This is a genomic window from Paraburkholderia sp. BR10923 (genome assembly GCF_040948765.1).
GTDB classification, from domain to species: domain Bacteria; phylum Pseudomonadota; class Gammaproteobacteria; order Burkholderiales; family Burkholderiaceae; genus Paraburkholderia; species Paraburkholderia youngii.
This window is the reverse complement of the sequence record NZ_JBFPKO010000006.1, coordinates 84,089-103,340: the sequence shown is the minus strand read 5'-3', so window position 1 is coordinate 103,340 and position 19,252 is coordinate 84,089. Positions and strand designations below refer to the sequence as shown.

The following is a 19,252-nucleotide window of genomic DNA, read 5'->3' as shown; positions in this document are numbered from 1 at the left end:
TCATGCCCATTCTGCTAGAGGCGGACGCCATCGACTTTGCGTCCATCATCCGTCGCGGCGACACTGTCACATGGGGCCAATCGAACGCGGAGCCTCTTGCGCTCACCCGCAAGCTGCTCGAGCAACGGCATGCTGTCGGCGCGTTCCGGGTTTTTCTCGGTGCCAGCAACTACGACACGTGCCGCCCCGAGCACGCCGACTGCATCGATTTCGTTTCGTACTGCGGCAGCGGCTCCAACCGCGCACTGGCCAAGGCTGGCGCGCTCGACATTCTTCCGTGCCACTATTCGCAGTTCCCGGAGATGATGGACTCGGGTCAGCTTGCGATCGACGTGCTGCTGCTGCAGTTGGCGCCCCCCGATTCGCAAGGCCGCTATAGCCTGTCGGTCGCGCATGAGTATCTGATCCCTGCGCTCGAGCGCGCGCGCGTCATCGTTGCGGAGGTCAATGAACAGGCACCCTGGACTTACGGCGAACGATATCTTCGCGACGACGAGATCGACTTCATTCTCCCGACATCACGCGCTCTGCCCGAGAGTTCGCCAAGCGCGGCAAGCGCGACGGATCAGGCGATTGCACAACACACGGCCGCTTTGATCGAAGACGGCGCCACGATTCAACTCGGCCTCGGCGCGATTCCCGAAGCGATCCTCGCTTGCCTCGGCGATCGGCGCGACCTCGGCATTCATTCCGGCACGATCGGGGACAAAGTCGCCGATCTGATGGAAATCGGCGTGATCAACAATGCGCGCAAGACCATCGACGCGGGCAAGACCATTGCAGGCGTGATGATGGGCGGCCGTCGCATTCACGAGTTCGCGCATCGCAACGACGCCGTCGAGTTCCGTTCGACCCGCTACACGCACGACGCGAACGTGCTCGCAAGCATCGAGCGCTTCGTCGCCATCAACTCGGCTGTGGAAGTCGATCTGAGCGGCCAGATCAACGCCGAGGTTGCCGGTGGCGTGTATGTGGGCGCGGTGGGCGGCGCACTGGATTTTCTGCGCGGCGCGCGGCGCTCGCGTGGCGGCGTTCCAGTCATCGCATTGCCGTCTACCGCAAGCAAGGGCGCCAGCCGCATCGTCGCGTCGTTGAATGGACCGGTCAGCACGCCACGCAGCGACGCCGCCATCGTGGTGACCGAATACGGCGTAGCCGATCTGCGCGGCCTGACGCTGCGGCAACGGCGCGAACGCATGCTGGCGATCGCTCATCCGGATCATCGCGGCGCTCTCGATCAGATGGCGAGCGCCCTGCCCCCTCATCGCACCGGAAGCGCGATGCTCGTTGCCTGATCGCAAGCACACCCGCATCCGCAACCTCGAACTTTGCAAGGAAACGTCCCATGAAACGCGCGGCAATTGTCTCCCCTGTACGAACGCCCGTGGGCACCTTTGGTGGTAGCCTGCGCGGCGTTAGCGTCGAAGAGCTCGGTGCACTCGTCTCGAACGAAACGATCCGGCGTGCAGGGCTCGACCCCGCTCGCATCGACGATGTCGTCTTCGCACAATCGTATGCAAACAGCGAAACGCCGTGCGTAGGCCGCTGGATCGCGCTGCAGGCCGGCCTGCCCGTCGACGTGCCCGGCATGCAACTGGACCGCCGCTGCGGCGGCGGCCTGCAGGCGCTCGCCACCGCCGCGATGATGGTGCAGACCGGTGCTGCGGACGTCGTGCTGGCTGGCGGCGTGGAGAGCATGAGCAACATCGAGTACTACAGCACGGACATGCGCTGGGGCGCCCGCTCCGGCTCCGTGCAGTTTCACGACCGGCTCGCGCGCGGCCGCGAGCGCTCGCAGCCGGAATCACGTTTCGGCTATATCTCCGGCATGATCGAGACCGCAGAAAATCTCGCCATCGACTATGGCATCAGTCGCGAGGCCGCCGACGAGTTCGCGCTGCGCAGCCATCAGCGCGCCGCGGCAGCGTGGGAGTCGGGCCATATGGCCGAAGAGGTCGTTGCGGTCAGCGTTCCGCAAAAAAAAGGCGAGCCGCTGCTGTTTTCCAAAGATGAAGGATTCCGTGCGGACGCCAGTATGGAAAGCCTCGGCAAGCTTCGCGCGTTGATGCCCGGCGGAACGGTCACCGCAGGTAACTCCAGCCAGCAGAACGATGCGGCCGCAGCCTGCCTCGTTGTTGCGGAAGACCGCCTCGAAGAGCTCGGACTCGAGCCTATGGCATGGCTGACGGGATGGGCCGCGGCGGGCTGCGAGCCGTCACGGATGGGCATCGGTCCCGTGCCCGCAGTGCAGAAGCTGATGATGCGCACCGGTCTTACGCTCGATCAGATGGATCTCGTCGAGGTGAATGAAGCGTTCGCATGCCAGGTACTGGCTGTCCTCAAAGGCTGGAACTGGCACGACATAGACCGGCTCAACGTAAATGGCTCGGGCATATCGCTCGGTCACCCGATCGGCGCAACGGGCGTGCGGATCATGACCACCCTGTTGCACGAGTTGACGCGCCGAAAGGGGCGCTATGCGCTCGAGACCATGTGCATCGGCGGCGGCCAGGGTATTGCCGCCGTATTCGAGCGCGCCTGACCCGGGGCTATGAAGCGCACGGCTCGACGCCGTGCGCATGTCCGAACGCTTAGGCCTCGACCTCGATCATCACGAAGTCAGCCTTGGTCGCCCCGCATTCAGGACATGCCCAGTCATCCGGAATGTCTTCCCAACGAGTGCCTGGCGCGATGCCCTCCGCCGGAAGTCCCGCTGCTTCGTCGTAGTAGAAACCGCAAAAGATGCATTGCCACTTTTTCATGATCGTCGATGAGTCGTTGAGGGTGGGGATACTTCAGGGTGCTACGTCCCAGACGAGCGGCAGATAAAGCATGCCGTTGACGGAGCCCGAACCGCATCGCGGCTTGTCGCCCTCGCGAATACGAAAATCGGGAATGCGTTTGAGCCACTCCTGCAGGAAAACCTTGATCTCCGTACGCGCAAGGAACGACCCCGGGCAGCGATGCGGGCCGTTGCCGAACGCCGCGTGAAGCACTGGCTTGCGCGTCAGGTCGACGGCGAGCGGATCGCTGAACTTGCGGTCGTCGAGGCCAAAGAGCGAATTCGGCAATTGAATCTGGTCACCCTTCCTGAACTGGATGCCCTTGTATTCCATGTCCTGCGTGATGAGCCGCGCGGTGTTCGCCACGCCAAAGCGACGAATCATCTCATCGACTGACGAAACCATCAGTTCTGGATTTTCGATTAGCTGGCGCCGATGAGCGGGGTTCTCCGCGAGGAAACGCGCGATGAAACCCATCATCGATGCGACGGTATCGAGGCCGCCGAACAGCACGACGATGAACATGCCGAACATCCGCTCAGGGCTGATCGGTTTGCCGTCGATCTGCGCGTTCGCGATCAGGCTGACGAGATCGCCGCCCGCCTCTGCCTTGCGCTTTTCCACCCAGGTGGAAATATAGCCAATCAGCCGGTGCTGGGATTCGTTGCGCTGCTCGACATTGCCGCGCACGGCCCATTCCGCCCATTCGAGCAATTGTCCGCGATCGCTCAACGGGAGATCGGCCAGACGCAGGAAAATCACGATCGGCAGGATCTTCGAGAACTCCGACACGAACTCGCATTCGCCTCGTGGAGCGATTTTTTCGATCAGCTCGATTGCGAGGCTGCGCACGTCGCTTTCCAGCGACGCGATAGCTTGGGGCAGAAAAGCGGGCGTGATCAGGTTGCGATACTGGGTATGTTCGGGCGGGTCGAGTTCCAACGGCACGAGCTGCGTTTCATTGAGCGGCGGGATGTTGACGCTGCGATGCGAAAAACGGGTATGGTCCTTCTGCATCGCCTCGATGTCTTCGCCGCGGGTGGCGATCCAGTGGCCGCCATAGTACGGAGACCAGACGATATCGGGACCCGTATGCAGCGTCTTCCACGCCCGATGGACGTCGTCTTCGGCACCGGGTGGATTCATATAGTCGAAATCGACCACGAGTTCTCGCGGAACATGGTCCGGCACGGTCCTGCCTTTCATGTCGTTCATTGCGCGTCTCCTTTCATTTTGTCGTCTTCGAATGGATGAATCGCTACACACGCGTTGTCAAAGCAGTATCGTTCATATTCTGCAACGGCGTTCAGTTTTTGTTATTATACGTGGGCGAGCTTTTCAACATCAACGCCTGTATCGAACGGAGACAAGAGTGAGCGATTTCGTCAAGGACAAGGTGGTAGTGGTAACGGGTGCGGGTGCCGGCATCGGGCGCGATTTCGCGCTGCAATTCGCGGCGAACGGCGCCAAGGTCGTCGTCAACGACCTCGGTCGCAACGCCGAAACCGGCGAATTCGCCGCACAGCGCGTCGTCGCGGAAATCAAGGAGGCCGGCGGCCAAGCGGTTGCTTCCACGGACAGCGTGGCCGAATGGGACTCCGCGCAGAAGATCGTGCAGGCCGCGCTGGACACGTTCGGCCGCATCGACTGTGTGGTCAACAACGCCGGCATCGTGCGCGACCGTATGTTTTTCAACATGAGCCTCGATGAGTGGAAAGCCGTCGTCGACGTTCATCTGAACGGGTCGTTTTTCGTGGCACGCGCCGCGGCTCCGCATTTCAAGGCGCAAAACGGCGGCAGCTTCGTTCATATGACCTCCACGTCGGGTCTGATCGGCAACATCGGACAGGCCAACTACTCGGCCGCCAAGATGGGTGTCGTCGGTCTGTCGAAGTCGATTGCCCTCGACATGGCCAAATTCAACGTGCGCTCGAACTGCATCGCACCGTGGGCATGGACCGCGATGACGGCCTCGATCCCCTCGGAGACGCCTGAGCAAAAGGCACGCGTCGAAGTTCTCAAGCGCATGGAATCGCGCAAGATCGCGCCGCTCGCGGTCTACCTCGCTTCCGACCAGGCCGCGAAGGTGTCGGGACAGATCTTCGGCGTGCGCGCCAACGAGATCTACTTCTTCAACCAGATCCGGATGATCCGCTCGCTGCATCGCGACGGCGGCTGGACGCCCGAAGCGATTGCCGAGCAGGTCATGCCGGCGTTCGAAGCGAGTTTCTTCCCGAACGTGCCTTCCATGGCGCTCACGCCGTGGGACCCGGTGTAAGCCAAATCGCAACACTCCCGCGTCACCCCTTGAAGTGGCGGCGCGGGCGATGCAGCGCTCACTCCGCCGCATCTCTCACCCCTCTGCCGAATCGCGCACCTTTTCGGACGCGCTGACGATACGTCTTGCCTTGAGCAACACGGGCAAGTCCACCATCCGTCCATCGACGGACACTGCCCCGCCTTCCGCCCGCTCATACGCTTCGACGATCCGCCGCGCCTTGGCAATCTGATCCGCGCTCGGGCTGAAAGCGGCGTTGACCGCCTTGACCTGGCGCGGATGAATGCACAGCTTGCCGCCAAAACCCAGCGATCGCGCCTTCGACGAGTCCTCGGCGAGTTGCCGCTCGTCGTCGATCGCCACGGTGACGCCATCGACCGGACTTTCAATTCCAGCGACGCGCGAAGCCAGCACGATACGCGAACGCGCGTGCAGCAACGCGTCCCATGAACCGTCGCAATCCAGATCGAGCTCGAAGTCGACCGAGCCGAAGACCAGCCGCTCGACGCCCGGCATGCGTGCCACCTCCAACGCATTCCAGACGCCCGCGGCGGATTCGATGATCGGCCAGATTGGCTTCGTCGTTGCCGCAGCTACGGCGGTCAACGCGGCCGGCGTCTCCGCCTTGGGCAACACGACGCCATCGATCTCATCGAACGCGGCAAGTGACAGGTCCTCGTCGAACCACTGCGTTCCAGCGCCATTGATGCGCAACAGCACGCAAACTGGCGATGCCGAAAATGTTCGTACCGCATCGGCAACATGGGCTCGCGCCGACGCTTTGTCCGCGTCTGCAACGGCGTCCTCCAGGTCAACGATCACCGCATCGGCGCCTGCCGCGAGCGCCTTGGCGAATCTTTCGGGCTTGCTTCCCGGCACAAAAAGAAACGAACGCATAAGTCTCCAATTCAGCGCCCGGTCCGGCTACGGCGTACCCGCCGGCGGACCGGACTCAACGATCAGCTGAGAACAGCCGTGGCATCCATCCGCAATGACCCGTCACTACCAGCGATCCACAAGCTCACTTTGCCAGGGTCGGATTCGTCTCGCTTTCCGCAAACATAGAAAGGCGAAGTGTCCACCACCGGTTTGATTGCGCGGAACGAAAACGCTCCGACGCGCGCGCCCGGCAGTTCCGATCTCAGCGAGTCCATGAGTAGCGTGGCGAGCAGCGGGCCGTGCACGACGAGACCCTCGTAGCCCTCTTCTCCGGTTGCGTAAGGCCGATCGTAGTGAATGCGATGACCATTCAACGTCAGTGCCGAATAGCGGAACAGCAGCACGGAATCGGGATTGATCTCGCGGGCCCAATGGGCGCCTGCGGGCGCGGCCTGTGACGCCGCCGGCTTCTCGCCAGCAACCGGATGATCGCGATACACGATATCCTGGCGTTCTACGAGCGCAACGCCATTCGCATCACTGACTTCGTGCTTGACCTTGACGAACACCAGATCGCCGGTGCGCCCCTGCTTGTGAGCTACGCTCTCGATCGAAGAAAGTCGGGTGATCGCGCTGCCCGCTCTCAGCGGCCGTAGAAACTCGAGTTGACTGCCCGCCCACATGCGGCGAGGTAAGTCGACCGGCGGCAGGAAACCGCCACGCTTCGGATGCCCGTCGAGCCCGACCACCGACTGACGATGAACCGGCAGAAAATAGAGCCAGTGCCACAACGGCGGCAACTCATCGCCAGCTGCCGCGGGCAGGTCGTCCCGGTCTAGCACGGCGCCGAGCGCTGTCATCGGCGTGAGGGTGAGCTGGTCCTTCACTTCCTCCGTGCGCCCGGTCCATTGCTGCAAATACGCGATATCCATGACCATGGTGCCGCTCACTCCAGGTCCAGCGCGTTGCGAATCGCCGCAGCGATCGGAAGCAGTGGATCTTCTTCCGGCGTGGTCGGGTTGAACAGCTTGTTATGGCAAATCGCGACGGCGAGCCCGGTGTCCGGGTCCGCCCAGCCGATCGAATTGCCCTGGCCCGGATGGCACAACGCGCGCGGCGAACGCGCCGCCGTCACCGGCGGATGGTTGCCGCCGAACCAGAAGCCACCGATCGTGATCGGAATCGGAAAGCCGAACATCACCGGGTCGGGCTCTTCGCTATTGGCACGTGGCGTATTCAGCGTGGCGACGAGTTCCTTCGACAGTATCCTCACGCCGTCCAACTCACCGCCACATGCGAGCATCGCCCAGAAGCGCGCCTCGCTGCGCGCATTGAAGATCCCGCCAACACCCGCCACTTCCGCGCGCCGCACGTCCGGACGCTCGAACACTTGCGGCGTCAATGCAACCTGTTCGGGCATCGAGCGCAGGAATAGCGGCGGCAGGTACTCCGCGGGAACCGGCACCATCGCATCGGTGAGACGTGCGATGCGCGGTTCGACTTCGTCAGGGATGCCAATCCATAGATCTTCGATGCCTAGCGGCATCGCGATCTCTTCGCGGACGAAACGGCCCAGCGAGCGCTTCTTCGGATCGGCACGTCGCACCAGCTCGCCAACGATCCAACCGAACGTCATCGAAAGGTAAAGCGTCTTCGTCCCCGGCTCGGCAAGCGGCTCCAGGTTTGCGATCGCGCGGGTCATCCAGTGCCAGTCGCACATCAGCTCCGGCGTGACGTCTTCAGGCATTTGCGGCACGCACGCGCGATGAGTCAGCACATCGCGCACCGTGGTTTTCTCCTTGCCGTGCGCGCCGTACTCCGGCCAGTAGCGCGTCACTGGCGCGTCGTACTCGATCAGGCCGCGGTCGGCCAGGATGTGCAACGCGGTTGCCGCAACGGCCTTCGTTACCGAATAGACATTGAAGAGCGTGTCGCCATCGACAGGACGGCCGGTGGACGGATCGGCCACGCCGCTCCATGCGTCGATCACGAGTTTGCCGTTCAGATAAGCCGCCACCTGCACGCCGATCTCACCGCCTTCGCGCGTCGCGCGGTCGAGCGCCTGCTGAACGATCGCGCTGCGCTGCGTTGATGCTTGCACTGCCAATGTCATATCGGGTCTCCCATTTGTGAACATGTCGCGTTGACGGGCTACGTTCTGCCGGACTGCGCGGCGATACCGGCAAGCCCTTCGAGCGCGAGCCCATAGCCCAGTTCGACGACCATGCGACGCTTGAACGGCTGCGTAAAGACCGCGCGCGTGTATCGCAACGTCTCGACCGGCTTCGCCGCGAGTTCGCGCGCGATTTGCCAGGCGCGTTCGAGCAACGTGTCGGGCGCGACGACTTCGCCGACTACACCAAGCTCCCACGCACGTTGCGCACTGATGCGCTCGCCGGTGAGCAGAAAGTGGCGGGCGCGGTTGTGGCCGATCAGCATCGGCCAGACGATCTGCACGCCGTCCGCGGGCACGACGCCGTGAATGAAGTGCGCCTGATCCGAGATTTCTGCGTGGTTGGAGGCGAGCACGATGTCGGACAGCGCCAGCAGCTCGGCATGGATATTCGCAGGCCCGTTGATCGCGCCGATAACCGGAACCGGAATGTCCAGCAGTTGCATCAGCAAGTCTTGCCCCTCGCGTTGCAAGCGCGGCCAGACTTGCGAAAGCGGCTCCGCCGGCAACTCGGCGTAATTCATCGCGTCGCAGAAAGAATCGCCGGTTCCGGTCAGGATGACCACGCGATTGTCGAGGTCGCGTGCGATCTGATAGAACGCCTCGCCTAGCTGGCTGTGAATGCTGCGATCGAGTGCGCCCCACTTCAGCGGGCCGCCATCCGTATGCAGGCGCACTTGCAAAACACCGTCGCGTCGCTCGAATTCGATATTCGAAAAGTGCCCCTTATAGTCCTCAAGGCAACTCATCGCGCGTCCTCCAGGATCAGCCCGGCGGCGCGCCATGCCATCGCCATCATCGGGCCGTTCGTGTTGCCGGAGATCATCGTGGGTGTGACGGACAGATCCATCACGCGCAGGCCTTCGACACCGCGCACGCGCAGCCGCGAATCGAGCACGGCAAGCGGGTCCGAGCCCATCCTGCAAGTGCCGCATGCGTGAAAACCGGATTGGCCGTCGCGCCGGTAGAGGTCAAGAATTTCGTCATCGGTCTGGACAGCGAGGCCGGGGCGTGTCTCCCCCACCAGCAGACTCCTGAGCGGCTCGGCGGCCAGCACGTTGCGCATGAGCCGGAACGCATTGACGGCCATCTGCTGGTCGTACGGATCGGCAAGGTAGTTCGCGACGACTTCAGGCGGCACGCGCGGGTCCGACGACTGGAGCCTGACGTGTCCCTCGCTGCGTGGACGCAGTGGATAGCTGAAGAGCTGCATGCCCGGGAACGACTCGAACGCGTAACCCACCGCGCCGAAATCCATCGAGTACGGCGCCATCATCAATTGAACGTCCGGACGCTTCGCATCGGGCGCGGTCTTGACGAAACCACCCACCTGATACGAGCCGAGCGACATCACGCCACGGCGGAACAGAAAATACTGGATCGCGTTACGCCATAGCCGCATGCCGCTGAACTGCCGGTTCTGCGAATCGCGCCAATGCTGTAGACGCGCCTGCACCATATACAGATAGTGCTCGCGCATGTTCCGTCCGACACCCGGATTCGCCGCCACGACAGGAATGCCGAGCGACTGCAAATGGACTGGATCGCCAATGCCCGAAAGCTGCAAAAGCCGCGGCGACTCGAGCGCGCCCGCCGACAGCACGACCTCGCGGCGCGCCCGGTAAGCGATCTGCTGCCCCGCGCTTTCGCACTGGACGCCGACGGCGCGCGTGCCGTCGAACACGATTCGCGCGGCTTGCGTGCCGGTAACGACGGTCAGATTCTTGCGCGTCCTCGCAGGTTTCAGAAAGGCTTCGGCCGAGCTTTGCCGGCGACCGTTGCGTATCGTATAGATCAGATAGGCCACGCCCTCATGATCGAGCCTGTTGATATCTTCAACGCGCCTCACGCCGAGCGACCGGCACGCTTCGAGCACGGCGTCGCCGATACGATTGCGCTGCGCGTACTGCGACACTTTCAGCGGTCCACCCTCGCCTCGTAGCTCATCGGCGCCGAGCGCGTGATCCTCAATGCGCCGGAAGCACGGCGCCAGATTCTGCCAGCTCCATCCCTCGACGCCCAGCTCGGCCCATCCGTCGTAGTCTTCTGGATGACCCCGCATATAGACCATGCCGTTGATGCTGCTGGAACCACCGAGCATCTTGCCGCGCAGCCAGATTTCGTTGCGATGCCCGTTCCCGTCATCGGGCTGCACCGGAATGAACCAGGCATGAGCTGGATCGCCCAGCAGCTTTCCGAAGCCTTTAGGCATTCGGATCAACGGATTGCGATCTTCCGGACCTGCCTCGATCAGCAGCACTGAATGGCGCCCGCTTTCCGAAAGACGATTGGCCAGCACGCAACCTGCGGCACCGGCGCCAATCACGATAAAGTCAAACTCGATCATCTATGCGTTCTCCACCGTCCGTGCGTGCGGACCAGCGCTACCTCGTGAGCTGGGCCGCCACACGTGCCTTGTCGGCCAGCCTCGTCCACGACACGCGAGGCTGGCGCTGTTCTGGTTAGCCGAAGACGACGGGAATCGAATGCGGAACGCGCATCATGATTCCATTGATCTGTGGAGCTGCCGCGGCCGGATCGAGGCGAAGATTGGGCAGGCGATCGAGAATCGCGTTGAGCGCGCGCGTCATTTCCACGCGCGCAAGGTGCTGGCCGATGCATACGTGCGGGCCATACGCGAATGCGAAGTGCCGGTGCGCAGGCTTTCGATAGATGTCGAACCTGTCCGGATCGGGGAAGCGATTGGGGTCGCGATTGGCGCTTCCCGCCAACACGTCGAGAAATGCGCCCGCCGGAATCTCCACACCGCCGAGCGTGACGTCACGCGAGGCCATACGCGATTGCATCAACACGGGGCCATCCCAGCGCAGAGCCTCCTCGATCGCCTGCGCGACCAGCGTGCGATCCTCGCGCACCGCTTCAAGCTGCGCGGGATCGCGCAACAGCGCGAGCAGCAGCACGCTGGTTGCGCGATACGTGGTGTCACCGCCCGCATTCACCAATTGACGCAGAAACGAAATGACGACCTCGTCCGGCAGCAACTCGCCATCGACTTCCGCGATGGCCAGCGAACTGACGAGATCATCGCCCGGATTGCTGCGGCGCTCCTCGACGAGTCGAGCGAAATAAGCACCCAGCTTCGTCGACGCCTCCACACCGTGCGCCACATCGATCGAAACCAGCGTCTGCGCGATCGCCAGCTTGTGGAAGATCTTGACGTCTTCCGGCGGCAATGCCAGTTGGCGGTAGATGATATTGAACGGATAGTGAAGCGTGAACTCGTTGACGAGATCCGCATGTCCGCGCTCCATGAACTTCGACATCAGTTCGTTCACGACCGGATCGACCAGCGTATCGCCCCATGCTGCCACCGTGTGCGGCAAAAAGGCCTTCTGGAAGATGCGGCGGTAGCGCGGGTGCTCGGGCGCGTCCATCGTCGAGATGCTGCGTCCGAAGCTGATGCCGATATTGCGCTCGTAAGACTTGTTCGAGAAGGTGACCGGATCTCCGAGCACCTGCGCTACCTCGTCGTATCCGAATACGCAGTAATGCGCGACATCGGACATCGTCAGATCCGCTGCCGCGCCCATCAGCACACGGTAGTCGCCCTTCTGAACCGAGCCTTTCTCGCGGAGTTCGGCAATCCGCGGATACGGGTTAGGATCGGCGCCGAAAGCGAGCGAATCCTCGAAAAAGGGGTTGAACTTGGGATCGTCGAAGTCCTCGAGTTGCAGCGCGCCCGCCATGGTTCCTGTCTCCATTAATCGTTCATTTAAAGGCACCTCTGCCTGGTAGCGACGTGCCGATAGCTGAACTATGTTCGATTTTGCACGAATGTGCAAGATCGTTTTATCATTCGCTGAAAGGGATCGCGCACTGTTCGATCCGCACCCGCCACGAAAGGGAAACCATGCCGTCCAGAACCACTCGCGCCGCTAGCAGCCCGGCGACTGCCATCAATGAGCCGCGCGCCACGGCGCGCAGCACGACGCCAGAGCGCATTCTCGATACGGCCGAGCGGCTGTTCGCGATGCACGGCTACTTCGGCACATCGATTCGCGACATCATGCAGAGCTGTGGCATGGAGCTGAGCCTCGCGCGCTACCACTTCGGCAGCAAAGACGCCCTGTTTCAACAGGCGATCGGCCGTCGGGCGGCCGTGATCAGCCGGCAGGTCATCGAATCGCTCGAGGCCGGACTCGTGCCGCTGCGAGGCAAGCGTCCCGATGTCGAGACGATCGTGACCGCACTTTCCGCACCGGCTTTCGCGCATCTGACGAGCGGCGATCCGGGGTGGCGAAACTACCTGCGCCTGCTGACCCAGATTGGCTGCCTTCTGGAGCGCCCCGACCTCACGGCGCCGTTTTATGACCAATACGCGCCCGCGGCCGCGCGCTATCGTGACGCCTTCGCCAACGCGCTTCCTCATGCCACGCGGGAGACCGTCGAACTGGTGCAGCATTTCGTCGAGTCCGTGTTTCATCTCGTGCTCAACGAGCTTTACGCGCAGGAAGCGCGATCCAGAACACGGGCACTCGCGACGGCGCATATCGAGCGCATGCGCACCTACCTGATCCGTTTCGCGGTTGGCGGCATCGAGGGGATGGTCAGCTCCACGGCGGCTCAGCGGGGTTCATGAGCATTGACAGCAGCAACGACGGTCGTTCACAATTTAGAACACTATTCGCAGAATCTGGCCGCAGCGAACTTGTGGCCGTATGAGATGGAGTTGGCTTCATGACAGCTGGAGACGCAGAGAACACCGCACTGATCGTCGGGGCGGGTCACGCAGCGGGGGAATGCGCGACCGCGATCCGCGAACAGGGATGGACGGGGCGCATCGTGATGGTTGGGGAAGAATCCCACTTGCCGTATCAACGGCCACCGCTCTCCAAGGCATTTCTGTCGGGCGAATCGACCGCCGAGCAGCTCTACCTGAAACCGCTGTCGACGTACGACAAAGCGCGTGTCGAATTCATTCCGAATGTGCGCGCGCAACGCATCGACCGTGACGCGAAACGGGTCACGCTCTCCAACGGCAGCGAAATCGGCTATACGAAACTCGTTCTGGCTACCGGCGGGCGCGCGCGGCGCCTGGCGTTGCCCGGTATCGAAACGATCGAGAAGCTGCAGAACTTTCACTACCTTCGCACGCTCGATCACGTCGCGCGCATTCGAAACCAGTTTCATGCCGGCTCGCGCCTCGTGATCATCGGCGGCGGATATGTCGGACTGGAGGTGGCTGCCGTAGCCGTGAAGCGCGGCTTGCACGTCACCGTGCTCGAAGCATTGCCACGCGTCCTCGCGCGCGTCACGGCGCCCGAGCTTTCTGCGTTCTACGAGAAAGTGCACCGCGAGGCCGGCGTCGACATCCGCACCAACGCGATCGTCAGTGAGTTCGAACTCGACGCGTCGGGCGACGCGGTCGCGGCCGTGTGCTGCGCGGACGGCACGCGCGTCGCCGCGGATCTCGTCATCGTCGGCGTGGGACTGGAGCCCGCCACCGAACTTGCAGAAGCAGCCGGGCTGGCCGTCGACAACGGCATCGTGGTCGACGAATACACCCGCACGTCCGATCCGGATATTTTCGCGGTCGGGGATTGCACCAACCACCCCAACCCTTCGCTCGGCCGGCGCCTGCGGCTCGAGTCGGTGCCCAACGCGCTGGAGCAGGCCCGCACCGCGGCTGCCTCGTTGTGTGGCAAGGAGCGCGTCTACAACAGCGTGCCGTGGTTCTGGTCCGATCAATACGATCTGAAGCTCAAGATGGTCGGCTTGTCCCACGGCTACGACGAGTTCGTTTTGCGCGGCAATCCCGATACCCGCTCGTTCTCAGCGTTTTATCTGAAAGACGGCGTCATACTCGCAGCCGATACGGTCAGTCGCGTGCCCGAATTCGTGCTGGCCAAGCGATTCGTTGCCGAGAAGATTCCAGTCCGCGCGGCCGATCTCGCCGACGAATCGATCCCGTTGAAGAGTCTGCTTCCCCAGTCCAACTAATTTTTCAGAGGTTCAGAAGCCATGCCGCTCATTCGATTCATTCAGCCGGACGGCAGCGAAGCCGCCGTGAGCGCCACCGTTGGCGATTCCGTGATGCAAACGGCAGTCAACAACCAGATCCCCGGCATTCTCGGCGACTGTGGCGGCAGCTGCAGCTGCGCAACCTGCCATGCGTACGTCGACGAGGCCTGGAGCAGCCACATGCCAGCGGCCGAATCCTATGAAGTCGACATGCTCACCTGTGCGATGGACGTGCGCGAAAACAGCCGTCTGACATGCCAGATCTTCGTGACGCCGGAGCTGGACGGATTGGTCGTCCATCTGCCCGGCGTGGCTGCGTAAGCGTGACGGACATGAAGGTTCCGCGCACGACGCTGATCACCGGCGCCGCATCGGGCATGGGCGCGGCGCTGGCCCGGCATTTGACCGCGCTCGGCGAACGGGTGATCGGCGTCGATCTCCGCGATGCGGAAGTTTGCGCGGACCTCACTGTCCCGGCGCAGCGCGCAGCGCTGGTCGCGCGCGTACAGCAGATCACACCGTCGATCGATGCGGTGGTCGCCTGCGCCGGCGTGTCGCCGCCGGTGCCCGGCGACACGCTGGTGTCGGTGAATTACTTCGGCGTTACTGATCTGTTGCCACGCCTGTTGCCGCTGCTGCATCGCGCAAGGGAGCCACGCGCCGTGGTGATCTCATCGCTCGCATCGCTTCATCCGGTCGATGCACGCCTCGTCGAGTTATGCCTCGACGGCAACGAAGCCGCGGCACGCGAGCAAGCTGCAAAGATCGGCGCACAAGGCTATGCGTCATCCAAGCGCGCGCTGACGCAGTGGATACGGCGCACGGCAGTGCTGCCCGGTTGGGCCGACAAGGGCGTGTTGCTCAATGGTGTCGCGCCGGGCATCGTGAAGACGCCGATGGTCGCGCCGCTGCTGGAAACCGCCGAAGGTCGCGAGGCGCTTGCCGCCGGCGTGCCCACCGTCGTACCCAATTACGCCACCGCCGAGCAGATCGTGCCGCTCCTCGCATTCCTTGCGAGTCCAGCCAATGGCTACATGGTGGGCCAAGTCCCCTTCGCCGACGGCGGTGCCGACGTGCTCTTGCGTGGAGAAGCCGCGCTGTAACGCGCAAGAGCCGCGGACGCTGCCGTGCTTACGGCGCCTTCGTCAAAGCGTCGATGGCGTGCTGTTCGCTCGCGCTCCAGAAGGTTGCCCACGTAGGAAAACTCTGCGGAAGGCGCGGCTGATACCGGTCGCCTTCATACTTGCCGGGCCAGTTCTGGAAGCGCGGCGCACCGGGGCGCTCGAGCCAATCCGTCGAATACCAGTGCTGTTCGTCGCGACGCTCGAAGTACCATTGCCCATCGCGCCCCACGTAGTGGTCGAAGTAGCAGATGGCCATCACCACCCACGCACCGTTGTCCTCATGCTCCGCGCGACAATAGACGCTTCCCGTTGCATGGTCGGCGTCGATGAAATCGACTGTGTGGCCGCAGATCTGGTGAATGCTGCGGTAAAAGCCGCGCAAAATATGCTCGGACCCATAGAAGGTCTTCAGCGCCGCGCGCCCCACGCCCCATCGGCCACAGTTGACGTCTTCGGCGAACAGCTGCACCAGACTGTCCAGATCGCGCGAATCGACCGCAAGCGCGTATCGCACCGGCAACTGTTGTATAGCAAGCTGCGCCTCGATGCGCTCGATACGCGCAGGAAGACTGGAATCCGTCGTCATGCCGCCCCCTTCGCAACGTTGGTCGTCGCCGCCGAGCGCGCACGGATTTCGTCCGCATAGTAAGGCTGGTGCGAAAGAAGCCCGCCATCGACGTTAAACACCTGGCCGGTGACGAACGCTGCTTCATCCGAAGCGAGATATACCACCGCGTGCGCAATGTCTTCGGGCTGCCCGAGCCGCGGCGTCAGATGGTGGCTCAACATCATCTCCCCGAGCACGCCCGCGTAGTATGCCTGGGTCACCGGCGTGACGATCAGGCCGGGAGCAATCGCGTTGCAGCGTATTCCCTCCTTACCGTGCTGCGCGGCGATGTAGCGCGTCAGGTTCTCGATACCGGCCTTGCAGACACCATATGCGCTGTACCCCAGAGCACCCGCTTGAGCGGAACCCGACGAGGTATTGATGATCGAACCGCCACCACGTGCCCGCATCAGCGGCAGCGCACGCCGGGAAGCCAGCATGGTGCCGCGAAGATTGATGCGCATCGTGTCGTCCCAGACAGCCACGTCGACTGTCTCGACTGCCGCATCGACGGTACTGGAAAGCGACGTGGCCGCGGCGTTGTTGTGCAGAATATCGAGGCCGCCCCAGGTCTTGAGCGTCAACTCGAACATCGCATCGATCGAACCTTCGTCGCCAATATCGACACGCGTCGCAACCGCCCGGCCGCCGGACTCCTCGATGCGACGAACCTGCTCCTGTGCGCCTTCGAGATTGAGGTCCGCCACGACGAGCAGCGCGCCCTCATCCGCGAGTCTCGCAGCACAGGCCGCGCCGATGCCCGACGCGGCCCCGGTCACAATAGCTATCTTGTCCTTGACACGCTGCATCCTCATCCTCCTCGGTAAGCGATCGTTATTGAGTGGTCAGTGAAAGCTTGCCGGGATTGAGGACCGGGCCCGCTGTGTGCTGACCACCATCACCGTAGATCACGGCGCCATTGACAAAATTGCATGCCTCGGAGGCCAGGAAAAGCCGTCCACGCGACCGAACGCACCCGTCACTATGGCGACTTGTCCATCGAACGATAGCTGCGACATAGCGGCGACTCGATCAGCCGGCCGCAACGCGGTCGAGATGAAAGTCGATATCGCCAAACATCTTCTCCATCATCGTCATCTTGCGGAAGTAGTGCCCCACCGGATATTCCTCGGTGAGCCCCATGCCACCGTGCAACTGGATGCCCTGCGCGCAAACGAAGCGATTGGCGCGCGCGGCGACGGCCTTGGCCGCCGAGATCACGCGGCTGCGTTCGGCCGCCGGGCTGTTCAGGTGTGCGATCCCGCAGTACAGCATCGAGCGCGCCTCCTGGGTGGCGACGAACATCTCCGCCATGCGGTGCTGCAACGCCTGGAACTTGCCGATAGGCTGGCCGAACTGCGAGCGTCCCTTGATGTACTCCGAGGTGATCGCCATCACCGCTTCCATCATGCCGAGGCTCTCGGCCACGCTCGCGAGAACCGCGAGTTCCGTTGCTTGCGTGAGCACCTCCAGCGCGCGTTCCGGGCCGACGATCAGCGCATCCTCACCGAGCTCCACGTTGTGCAGGTCGATATCCGCGGCACGCGATCCATCGAGCAAGCGGTACGAACGGCACGTCACGCCCGCAGCGCGTCGATCGACGAGAAAAACGCCCACGCGCTGCGATGCACCTTCGACTCGCGCGGTCACGAGCAACTGATCTGCCGACGCGCCTGCGATCACCAGCATCTTCGCCCCGCTGATCAGATAACCCGAGGCTGTCTTGAGCGCGTGCGTTCGTGCGTGGCATCCCACTTTGTACCGGCTGCCCGCTTCGCTATCCGCGAGCGAAAGCAGCAGCCTGCCCTCGATGACGGCGGGAAGCAGCGTCTCGCGCTGACCCGGCGCATCGCCTCGTTCGATGATCGTCGCGCAAAGCAGCGCCGTCTGTACGACCGGCTCGAGCGCCATGCCGCGGCCCAGCGCCTCCATCAGGATCGCCGTCTCGACGAACGAGCAACCGAGACCGCCGACGTCTTCCGGCATGGTCAGGCCGAGCCAGCCAAGCTCCGCATAGGAGCGCCAATGATCGCGGCTGAAGCCTTCTTGTCCCGCCGCGATGCGCGTGCGCGCCTCGAATCCATACTCCTGCTGGACATAGCGCTCAGCGCCATCCTTCAGCATCAATTGTTCTTCGGAGAAGTTGAAGTCCATGGCTACAGTCCAAATGCCAGCTTGGCAATGATGTTCTTCTGCACTTCGCGCGCGCCGCCATAGATGGTGGATGCGCGAGCGATCAGATAGCCCGACGTGCGGCCACCCATGTAGTCCGGCCAGTTTTCGTCGACTACCGGATCACCATCTGGCTCGCTGTGGTCGTCGAAACGTATCGCGCGAGGACCAAGTGCGTCCATTTGCAGCTGCGTCACACGCTGCTGCATCTCCGAGCCGCTGATCTTCAGCGCAGAGACGACAGCGTCGAGATTGCGCTCGCTCTTCTCTTCAGCGAGGATGCGCAGCACGGACCATTCGAGTGCCATCAGGTCCGCTTCGACCTCCGCGACCTTGCGCGCGAACCCGGGCGTATCGATCAGGCGCACGCCGTCCACCGTCTCCTGTCCGGCGATGTCTTTCGCGCGTTGCAGCTCACGTTTGTTGAAGTACAGGAACGCGCTCGCCGTGCGCTCCTTTTCGAGCAGGTACTTCGCATAGGTCCAGCCCATGCCAGCCTCGCCCACGAGATGCGCCTTCGGCACGCGCACGTTCTCGAGGAACACTTCATTCAGCCCCTTGCCGCCCTCGATCGAGACGATCGGACGCACCGTGATGCCCGGTGTGTCCATTCTGACCAGCAGGAAGGAGATACCGCGTTGCGGCTTCACGGTCGTATCGGTCTTGACGAGGAAGAATCCCCAATCGGCAATCGTCGCGTCGCTGGTCCAGATCTTCTGGCCGTTGATGACGTACTCGTCACCGTCGAGCACGGCCGTGGTCTTCAGTCCGGCCAGATCCGAGCCCGCGTTCGGTTCCGAGAAGCCTTGACACCAGAACTCGTCGCCACGCAGGATAGGCCCGAGAAACCGCTCCTTCTGCCAGTCCGAGCCAAACGCGATGATGACGGGCGCAACCATCTGAGTGGACTGCCAACCGTAGTCCATCGCATCGGCGTTGTACAGCTCTTCCATGAAGATGTGCTTGCGCAACGCGCTCCAGTCAGTGCCGCCATGCTCGGCCGGCCAATGGGGCGCGCCCCAGCCGCGCTCGTACAAAATGCGCTGCCATCTGCGGATGTCATCGCGCGTGGGCGGATGCACGCCATCACGCCAGCGGCGCGAGATGTCGGCCGGTGCATGCTCGTTGAAAAACTTCCTGACTTCCTGACGAAATGATTCGTCTTCCTCGCTGTAGCCGAAATGCATGCCTGACTCCTGAATCTCTTTCGCCTTCGTTTGTCTGCTCTGCCGCGCCGCTGTGCCGCTGTGCCGC

The 19,252-nt window shown here is 62.8% G+C and carries 19 protein-coding genes; 7 read left to right on the top strand and 12 right to left on the bottom strand.

From position 1 onward, the window contains the following. Positions 1 to 2 precede the first annotated feature (2 nt). Together AB3X94_RS13205 and AB3X94_RS13200 are read left to right on the top strand one after the other, a co-directional pair. A complete protein-coding gene (locus AB3X94_RS13205; protein ID WP_368611762.1) occupies positions 3 to 1,295 on the top strand; it encodes an acetyl-CoA hydrolase/transferase family protein in 1,293 nt (430 codons plus the stop codon). Between the two features lie 50 nt (positions 1,296 to 1,345). Beyond that, positions 1,346 to 2,542, top strand: coding sequence for an acetyl-CoA C-acetyltransferase (locus tag AB3X94_RS13200; protein ID WP_368611761.1), 1,197 nt, complete (start codon positions 1,346 to 1,348; stop codon positions 2,540 to 2,542). Between the two features lie 49 nt (positions 2,543 to 2,591). On the opposite strand, the gene AB3X94_RS13195 is transcribed toward AB3X94_RS13200, so the two are convergent. Together AB3X94_RS13195 and AB3X94_RS13190 are read right to left on the bottom strand one after the other, a co-directional pair. Further along, positions 2,592 to 2,762: a rubredoxin gene (locus tag AB3X94_RS13195; protein WP_018436109.1), complete on the bottom strand. Its 171-nt coding sequence runs from the start codon at positions 2,760 to 2,762 to the stop codon at positions 2,592 to 2,594. A gap of 33 nt (positions 2,763 to 2,795) precedes the next feature. Beyond that, on the bottom strand, positions 2,796 to 3,998 hold the full coding sequence (locus AB3X94_RS13190) for a cytochrome P450 (RefSeq protein ID WP_368611760.1): 1,203 nt from the start codon (positions 3,996 to 3,998) through the stop codon (positions 2,796 to 2,798). 157 nt (positions 3,999 to 4,155) lie between these two features. On the opposite strand from AB3X94_RS13190, the gene AB3X94_RS13185 reads away from it, so the two are divergent. After that, entirely contained in the window at positions 4,156 to 5,061 is a 906-nt protein-coding gene (locus tag AB3X94_RS13185) for an SDR family NAD(P)-dependent oxidoreductase (RefSeq protein ID WP_176111340.1), read from the top strand. A 75-nt stretch (positions 5,062 to 5,136) separates the two neighbouring features. On the opposite strand, the gene AB3X94_RS13180 is transcribed toward AB3X94_RS13185, so the two are convergent. The 6 genes from AB3X94_RS13180 to AB3X94_RS13155 form a co-directional block, all read right to left on the bottom strand. After that, positions 5,137 to 5,958: a CoA ester lyase gene (locus AB3X94_RS13180; RefSeq protein WP_368611759.1), complete on the bottom strand. Its 822-nt coding sequence runs from the start codon at positions 5,956 to 5,958 to the stop codon at positions 5,137 to 5,139. A gap of 62 nt (positions 5,959 to 6,020) precedes the next feature. Next, positions 6,021 to 6,878 carry a MaoC family dehydratase N-terminal domain-containing protein gene (locus tag AB3X94_RS13175; protein ID WP_368611905.1) on the bottom strand — a complete coding sequence of 286 codons (858 nt, stop codon included), beginning with the start codon at positions 6,876 to 6,878 and terminating at the stop codon, positions 6,021 to 6,023. Positions 6,879 to 6,886: 8 nt separating this feature from the next. Beyond that, positions 6,887 to 8,053, bottom strand: a complete 1,167-nt coding sequence (locus tag AB3X94_RS13170; protein ID WP_368591479.1) for a serine hydrolase domain-containing protein — start codon at positions 8,051 to 8,053, stop codon at positions 6,887 to 6,889. A gap of 38 nt (positions 8,054 to 8,091) precedes the next feature. Continuing rightward, on the bottom strand, positions 8,092 to 8,862 hold the full coding sequence (locus AB3X94_RS13165) for an enoyl-CoA hydratase/isomerase family protein (RefSeq protein WP_368611758.1): 771 nt from the start codon (positions 8,860 to 8,862) through the stop codon (positions 8,092 to 8,094). Then, positions 8,859 to 10,460 carry a GMC family oxidoreductase gene (locus tag AB3X94_RS13160; RefSeq protein ID WP_368611757.1) on the bottom strand — a complete coding sequence of 534 codons (1,602 nt, stop codon included), beginning with the start codon at positions 10,458 to 10,460 and terminating at the stop codon, positions 8,859 to 8,861. The genes AB3X94_RS13165 and AB3X94_RS13160 overlap by 4 nt, the downstream gene beginning before the upstream one ends. A 115-nt stretch (positions 10,461 to 10,575) precedes the next feature. Then, positions 10,576 to 11,820, bottom strand: a complete 1,245-nt coding sequence (locus tag AB3X94_RS13155; protein ID WP_176111980.1) for a cytochrome P450 — start codon at positions 11,818 to 11,820, stop codon at positions 10,576 to 10,578. A gap of 164 nt (positions 11,821 to 11,984) precedes the next feature. Here AB3X94_RS13155 and AB3X94_RS13150 point away from each other — a divergent pair, with 164 nt between their 5' ends. The 4 genes from AB3X94_RS13150 (at position 11,985) to AB3X94_RS13135 (ending at position 15,198) form a co-directional block, all read left to right on the top strand. Further along, positions 11,985 to 12,713, top strand: a complete 729-nt coding sequence (locus AB3X94_RS13150) for a TetR/AcrR family transcriptional regulator (RefSeq protein WP_368611756.1) — start codon at positions 11,985 to 11,987, stop codon at positions 12,711 to 12,713. A gap of 98 nt (positions 12,714 to 12,811) precedes the next feature. Beyond that, positions 12,812 to 14,074 (top strand): NAD(P)/FAD-dependent oxidoreductase, encoded by a 1,263-nt coding sequence (locus AB3X94_RS13145; RefSeq protein ID WP_368611755.1) that lies wholly within the window; start codon positions 12,812 to 12,814, stop codon positions 14,072 to 14,074. Between the two features lie 21 nt (positions 14,075 to 14,095). Further along, positions 14,096 to 14,416, top strand: coding sequence for a 2Fe-2S iron-sulfur cluster-binding protein (locus AB3X94_RS13140; RefSeq protein WP_018436097.1), 321 nt, complete (start codon positions 14,096 to 14,098; stop codon positions 14,414 to 14,416). Positions 14,417 to 14,427: 11 nt separating this feature from the next. Further along, positions 14,428 to 15,198: an SDR family oxidoreductase gene (locus AB3X94_RS13135; RefSeq protein WP_176111347.1), complete on the top strand. Its 771-nt coding sequence runs from the start codon at positions 14,428 to 14,430 to the stop codon at positions 15,196 to 15,198. Between the two features lie 28 nt (positions 15,199 to 15,226). Here AB3X94_RS13135 and AB3X94_RS13130 read toward each other — a convergent pair whose 3' ends face one another. The 4 genes from AB3X94_RS13130 to AB3X94_RS13115 all read right to left on the bottom strand — a co-directional run bounded on the left by AB3X94_RS13130 (position 15,227) and on the right by AB3X94_RS13115 (position 19,185). After that, positions 15,227 to 15,805 carry a nuclear transport factor 2 family protein gene (locus AB3X94_RS13130; RefSeq protein ID WP_368611754.1) on the bottom strand — a complete coding sequence of 193 codons (579 nt, stop codon included), beginning with the start codon at positions 15,803 to 15,805 and terminating at the stop codon, positions 15,227 to 15,229. After that, positions 15,802 to 16,635 (bottom strand): SDR family oxidoreductase, encoded by an 834-nt coding sequence (locus AB3X94_RS13125; RefSeq protein ID WP_368611753.1) that lies wholly within the window; start codon positions 16,633 to 16,635, stop codon positions 15,802 to 15,804. Before AB3X94_RS13125 ends, AB3X94_RS13130 begins: the two co-directional genes overlap by 4 nt. A 223-nt stretch (positions 16,636 to 16,858) precedes the next feature. Beyond that, a complete protein-coding gene (locus AB3X94_RS13120; RefSeq protein WP_368611752.1) occupies positions 16,859 to 17,980 on the bottom strand; it encodes an acyl-CoA dehydrogenase family protein in 1,122 nt (373 codons plus the stop codon). 2 nt (positions 17,981 to 17,982) lie between these two features. Further along, positions 17,983 to 19,185: an acyl-CoA dehydrogenase family protein gene (locus AB3X94_RS13115; RefSeq protein ID WP_176111351.1), complete on the bottom strand. Its 1,203-nt coding sequence runs from the start codon at positions 19,183 to 19,185 to the stop codon at positions 17,983 to 17,985. Positions 19,186 to 19,252: the final 67 nt, after the last annotated feature.